The sequence below is a fragment of the Longimicrobium sp. genome (assembly GCF_048594345.1).
Classification (GTDB): domain Bacteria; phylum Gemmatimonadota; class Gemmatimonadetes; order Longimicrobiales; family Longimicrobiaceae; genus Longimicrobium.
Window position 1 is genome coordinate 35,170 of record NZ_JBMDXM010000047.1, and the last position, 6,422, is coordinate 41,591.

General features: G+C 68.0%; 6 protein-coding genes. All 6 read right to left on the minus strand.

The annotated features are described in order from the left end of the window. Positions 1 to 5: 5 nt before the first annotated feature. Complete coding sequence (locus ACOJUJ_RS05435) at positions 6 to 530, minus strand: NADH-quinone oxidoreductase subunit J (RefSeq protein ID WP_420125835.1); 525 nt, start codon at positions 528 to 530, stop codon at positions 6 to 8. 434 nt (positions 531 to 964) lie between these two features. After that, positions 965 to 1,474 (minus strand): NuoI/complex I 23 kDa subunit family protein, encoded by a 510-nt coding sequence (locus ACOJUJ_RS05440; protein ID WP_420125836.1) that lies wholly within the window; start codon positions 1,472 to 1,474, stop codon positions 965 to 967. Between the two features lie 5 nt (positions 1,475 to 1,479). Beyond that, entirely contained in the window at positions 1,480 to 2,832 is a 1,353-nt protein-coding gene (gene nuoH, locus ACOJUJ_RS05445) for an NADH-quinone oxidoreductase subunit NuoH (RefSeq protein ID WP_420125837.1), read from the minus strand. A gap of 133 nt (positions 2,833 to 2,965) precedes the next feature. Further along, entirely contained in the window at positions 2,966 to 4,579 is a 1,614-nt protein-coding gene (locus tag ACOJUJ_RS05450; RefSeq protein ID WP_420125838.1) for a molybdopterin-dependent oxidoreductase, read from the minus strand. A 34-nt stretch (positions 4,580 to 4,613) separates the two neighbouring features. Beyond that, the gene (nuoF, locus tag ACOJUJ_RS05455) at positions 4,614 to 5,912 is read right to left on the minus strand and encodes an NADH-quinone oxidoreductase subunit NuoF (protein ID WP_420125839.1); all 1,299 of its coding nucleotides are present in this window, start codon (positions 5,910 to 5,912) and stop codon (positions 4,614 to 4,616) included. A gap of 7 nt (positions 5,913 to 5,919) precedes the next feature. After that, positions 5,920 to 6,422: NAD(P)H-dependent oxidoreductase subunit E (locus tag ACOJUJ_RS05460; RefSeq protein WP_420125840.1), on the minus strand; the 503-nt coding region annotated here is incomplete at its 5' end.

Genomic DNA, 6,422 nt, shown 5'->3' on the forward strand with positions numbered 1-6,422 from the left:
GCCCCTTACACCTTTCTCTTGGCCAGCATCACGGCGCCCACCACCGCGATCAGCAGCAGGATGGCGGTGGCCTGCAGCGGCACCACGAACTCCTGGTACAGCGGCATGGCGATAATGCCCACCGTGCCGTTCTGCGCCTGGTTGGCGGCCAGCGCCGCGGCGCCCGCCTCATTCCCCAGCGGCATGGGCATGTCGCCGGCGAACACGCGCGCCAGCAGCGCCAGCATCACCAGCCCGCCGCCGCCCGCCATCACCTTCCACCCCGTGCCGCGGATGTCGGCCTCCAGGTCGTTGCCCAGGTTGAGCAGCATGATGACGAACAGGAACAGCACCATGATGGCGCCCGCGTACACCAGGATCTGGATGATGCCGATGAAGAAGGCACCCAGCAGGGTGTAGATGGCGGCCAGCGAAAAGAAGGTGCCGATGAGCCACATGGCGCTGGCCACCGGGCTCTTGCGCGTGATCATGGCCAGCGCGCTGCCGCCGGCGCACGCCGCGAAGATGAAGAACAGGACCTGGGTTACCATTCGATCGCGGTTCGATCGTCGTTTGGGGCCTTGCAGCCGGCCCGCCGGGCGCCGTTGGTCCGGCGCCGAAAACACGAAGTCCTTACGGTGGCACAGACTCCCCCGCAGGCACTGCTTCCTCCGTCGTGCATCACTCCGGAGCCGCCAGGCTCGCGAGAGCGATTGAAATCGCGGCAACAACCTCACGCTGTCCGCCTTCGCGGACAACGTTGCCGCGGCCCTTCGGTGTCTCAGCCAGCCAGCAGCAGACCGAGAGCAGATTCCTCAGTCGCGCACCGGGTGAGATGCGAGTCCGCCGGGTCCGGCGCGGCGCTTCCTCGAAATGACAGTATGTCGCCCGGACGAGGTCAGTCTCGCCACACCATCACACCATCACACCATCACACCATCACACCATCACACCACCACACCCGTTCACCCCGCCACCCGTTCACCTACTCCCCCGCCGGATCCGCCGGGTCCCACAGCAGCGTGCTGGCGTGCGTCTGCTTCATCAGCCGGTCCAGGTCGTACACGAAGTTGTTGCGCGTGTACTCGGCGTTCTCGTAGTGGTTGCCCACGTGGATCGCCTCGACCGGGCACACTTCCTGGCACATCCCGCAGAAGATGCAGCGGAACTCGTCGATCTCGTAGACGATGGGGTAGCGGTTCCCCTGGTCGTCCTCGCCCGGCACCAGCTTGATGCAGTTGGCCGGACAGATGGTGGGGCACAGGCCGCAGGCCACGCACTTGGGACGTCCGTCGTCGTGCGTCTCCATTACGTGCGTGCCCCGCCAGCGCGGGCTCAGCTGCTTTTTCTGCTCGGGGTACTGGATGGTGACGTCGCTGCGGTCACCGGCGCTTTTCGCCATGTGCCGGAAGGTGAGCGCCATCCCCTTGAGCGTGGCCCGGATGTACGAGGACTTCCGTACCGGGCGCTTCATCACTACGACGTTGGCCGCCATGATCCTTACCTTGCCCCCGCGCGCGGGGTGGTCAGCGCGACGCGCATGGCCTCGGCGCGCTTGCGGGCGCGCTCACGGGCGACCGTGCGCTTGTCTTCCATCGAGCCGGTGCCTTCGAGCGTGTTGCCCTTGTCCATCAGCCACAGCACCACGAACAGCATCACCCCGTTCACCGCCGTAAGCACCAGGCCGCCCGCCAGGGTAAAGTAGCCTCGGCTGCCGTTGGGGCGAATCTCCACGAACGGGGCGCCCATCGAGTCCAGCGCCAGCACCGTGGCCGCCGTCACCACCACCACCCCCAGGGCCACGGGGAGCATGATCTTCCAACCCAGGTCCATCACCTGGTCGTAGCGGAACCGGGGCACGGTCCAGCGCACCAGCATGAAGACCATGATGAAGAAGAAGGTCTTGAGCCCGAACGCCACCAGCGTGAGCAGGGTCACCCACACCGCCGGCTGCGTGCCCACCCAGGTGCCGTCCACAAAGCCCAGCATGTCGTCGCGGCCCAGCCCCGGAATGTCCCAGCCGCCCAGGAACAGCGTGGCCAGCAGCATGCTCTGCGTGAGCACGTGCGAGTACTCGGCGATAAAGAACATGCTGAACTTCATCGCGCTGTACTCGGTGTGGTACCCGGTCACCAGCTCGCTCTCCGCCTCGGGCAGGTCGAACGGCAGGCGGTTGGTCTCGGCGAACGCGCTGATCCAGAAGAAGAAGAACGAGGCCGAAAGCGGCAGCGCGAACCACAGGTTCATCTTCTGCTGCGTGTACACCACCTCGTCCAGCCCCACGTTGCCCACCAGGAAAAAGATGGACATCAGCGACAGGCCCAGCGAGATCTCGTAGCTGATCATCTGCGCGCCGGCCCGCAGCCCGCCCAGCAGCGCGTACTTGTTGCTGCTGGCCCACCCCGCCATCACGATGCCGTACACGCCCAGCGAGCTGAACGCCATCAGGAACAGGATCCCCACCGGCAGGTCGGCGATCATCATGGGCATCACCCCCCACGGCGTGGGGAGCGGCGCCGCGAACGGGATCACCGCGAACGTCACCATCGCCGGGATGATGGACAGCATGGGCGCCAGGGTAAAGAACACCGCGTGCGCCTCGCCCGGGTTGCTTTCTTCCTTGAGGATGTTCTTGAGCCCGTCGGCCGCGGGCTGCAGCAGACCGCCGGGGCCCACGCGGTTGGGGCCGATGCGGTCCTGCATCCACGCGCTGATCTTGCGCTCCAGCAGCGTGAGCATGGCCACGATCACCAGCACCGCCACGAAGACGATCAGCAGCTTTACGACGGACGTCCACAGGTAGGCGTTCGCCGACAGCTCCCTCAGGTTTCCTACCGCATCTCCTGCTTGCATCTCGCGCCCGGTCCGTTTGGCCCGCGTGGATGGAAAGCGCGGCTCGCGCCACGCTCGTAGTTCCTGGCTCCTCTATCCGTCCGCGAAAGCGCCGTGCCGTGCCGTTACTTTCGCACTCTCGCACTTCCGTCCCTCAGTCCCCCGCCTGCCCCACCGCTTCGGGGAGCGCGGCGCCCTGCGCGCCCAGGTCGCCCCAGGACAGCAGGCCAAACTCCGGCCGCACCGCCGCCAGCCCCATGAAGGCGTCGGCCGCCGTCCCCGGCGCGCCCGCGTCGCCGATTCCGGCCAGCAGCACGCCCAGGATCTGCCACGCCGGGCGCGACATCCCCGGCGCCCGCAGCGCCGGCCAGAAGCGCTGCACGCGGCGCTGCACGTTGGTGAACGTCCCTTCCATCTCCGCGAACGTGGTCGACGGCAGGACAAAGTGGGCGTTGCGCGCCGCGGGGCTCAGCTGCTGCCCCACGTAGACGAACAGCGACGCGTTGGCGCCAAAGTCCGCCGGCGCGTCGGCCAGCTCGTCGCCCAGGACAAAGAGGACGCCCGTGTGCGCCGCCGCCGCCTCAAGCCCGCCCTTGCCGTCCGCCCCGCCCGTGCGGGCGAAGCCGAACAATTCCGCACCGGCGACGTTGGCCGCGCGGTCCGTCCGCAGCGCCAGGTCGGGGAAGCCGGGAAGCACCACCTGCTCCCCCTGCTCGCAGCGGAACACGCCGCCGCCGCCGCCGATCGCCTCCATCACCCGCCGCAGCGCGCCGATGTCCTCGTTCGCCGCGAAGGGGCTGACCACCGCGTGCGCGCCACCCGAATGGCCGCGCAGCGCGTCCGCCAGCCGAAGCAGCGCGTCGCTCCACGACATGGGCACGTGGCGGCCGCCGGCGTCGCGCACCAGCGGCGCCTCGACACGGTCCACCCGGTTGATCCACTGGTAGTTCAGCCGCCCGAAGTCGCACATCCAGTGCGAGTTCACCTCGGGGTTGGGGCGCGGCTTGATGCGCATCACCTGGTTGTCGCGCGTCTCCAGCCGGATGTTGCACCCCTGCGTGCAGTTGGGGCAGACCGACGGCGTGCGGTCCAGGTCCCAGGCGCGCGCCTTGTGCAGAAAGTCCTTGCTGACCAGCGCGCCCACCGGGCAGATGTCGACGATGTTGTCGGCCCACAGGCTTCCCGTGAGCCCCTCGTCGAAGAAGGTGTCGATCACCGCGCGGTGGCCGCGCTGCACCACCGTCAGCCGCTCGTCCTGCGCGACCTCGCGCATGAAGCGCACGCACCGGGTGCACATCACGCAGCGGTCGGCGTAGAACAGCACGTCGCCGCCAAAGTCGTCGCGGCCCAGCACCCGCTTGGGCTCCTTGGTGCGCCCCATGGCCGGCCCCTCGGCCGCCACGTAGTCCTGGAGCTTGCACTCGCCGCTCTGGTCGCAGACGGGGCAGTCCAGCGGGTGGTTCACCAGGTAGAACTCAAGCACGCCCTCGCGGGCCTTGAGCGCGGCCTCGCTCCCGGTGTTCACCACCATGCCGTCGGTCACCGTGCCCACGCAGGCGGGCACCAGCTTGGGGCTCTTTTCCACCTCCACCAGGCACATGCGGCACTGGGCGGGGGCGCTCATCCCCGGGTGGTAGCAGTAGTGGGGAACGTCCACGCCGGCCTGGGCGCAGGCGTCCAGCAGGCGCGTTCCCTTGGGCACGCTCAGCGCCATCCCGTCGATGGTGACGGTGGCGGTCTCTACCGCGGCAGTCGTTTCGTCGGCCATGGCCGTCTTTCTCGGATGCGTTCCGGTACGCGCGTCAGCGCGCGCCGGCCATGGCGAAGTCCCCGGCCTCCATGAGGGCCAGGTAGTCGCCGCGGAACTTCTGGATGCTGGAAACAATGGGGGCCGCCGCCGCGTCGCTCAGCACGCAGATGGTCTTGCCCGTCATCTTGTCGCTGATGTCCAGCAGCGTCTCAAGGTCGTCCGGCGTACCGCGACCCATCTCGATGCGCTTGAGGATCCGGGCGCTCCACGCCGTTCCCTCGCGGCAGGGCGTGCACTGGCCGCAGCTCTCGTGGGCGTAGAAGTCCACCATCCGCCGCACCTGCTTGACGACGTTGGTCCCCTCGTCCATCACGATCACCGACCCGCAGCCCAGCATGGTCCCCGCCGCCGCCATCGACTCGTAGTCCATCCCGATGTCCAGCTCGTCGGCCGTCAGGATGGGCACCGACGAGCCGCCGGGGATCACCGCCTTGATCGCCTTGCCGGACGGAGTTCCTCCACAGATGTCGTAGATGAACTCCTTGAAGTTGAAGCCCAGCGGCACCTCGTAGTTGCCGGGTCGCGCCACGTGCCCGGAAACGCAGAACAGCTTGGTGCCGACCGACTTCTCCGTACCCCACTGCCGGTACCACTCGGCACCGTTCTGCACCACCTGCGCGGCCGCGATCAGCGACTCCACGTTGTTCACGGCCGTGGGAAAGCGGAACGCGCCCGCGATGGCCGGATAGGGCGGCTTTACGCGCGGCTCGCCGCGGCGGCCTTCCAGCGAGTTGAGCAGCCCCGTCTCCTCGCCGCAGATGTACGCGCCCGCCCCGATGTGCAGCGTGATGTCGAGGTCGATGCCGCTGCCGAAGATGTTCTTGCCGATGTACCCCGCGGCGTACGCTTCTTCGATCGCCCGCGCCATGATCTGCGCCGCCTCGAAGAACTCGCCGCGGATGTAGATGTAGGCGTGCTCGGCGTGGATGGCGTACGCGCCCACCAGGCAGCCCTCGATCAGGGCGTGCGGCGTCCAGCGCATCAGCTCGCGGTCCTTGAAGGTCCCGGGCTCGCTCTCGTCGGCGTTGCAGACCAGGAAGTGCGGCTTGCCCGGCTCCTTCTTGGGCATGAAGCTCCACTTCATCCCCGTGGGGAAGCCCGCGCCGCCGCGGCCGCGCAGGCCGCTGGCCTTTACGACGTTGACCACCTCGGCGCGGTCCATCCCCAGCGTCTTGCGCAGGGCCTGGTAGCCGCCCAGTTCCAGCCAGCCCTCCAGCGTCCGCGCCCGCGGATTGCCAAAGTGCTCGGAAAGCAGGCGGACTTCGCTGTCGTGACGATACGGATACGCCATGGCGCCCTCAGGTCAGCCGCTCGAGAATCGCGGGCACGTCGTCCGGCCGCACGTTCTCGTAGTATCGCTCGTTGATCTGGACCGCCGTGGGAAATCCACAGGCGCCCAGGCACTCCACTTCCATCACCGTCCACAGCCCGTTGGCGCTCATCTCGCCCGGCTCCGTCCCCGTGTGCTTGAGGAACGATTCCAGCACCGCGTCGCCCCCGCACAGGTTGCACGAGATGTTGGTGCACACCTGGATGAGGTACTTCCCCACCGGGGCCAGGTTGTACATGGTGTAAAAGCTGGCCACGCCCCGCACGTACGCGGGCGGCAGCTGCAGCTTGGCCGCCACCTCGTCCATGGTCTGCGGGGACAGGAAGCCGCGCAGCTCGTGGGCAAGGTGCAGCGCGGGAAGCAGCGCCGCCTGCCGGTCGGGGTAGCGGCTCAGCACCTTCTCCAGCCGTTCCTCGTACGGCCCCACGAACAGCGGCGCCTCGGGGTTGCTGGTCGACACCTGGTACGGCA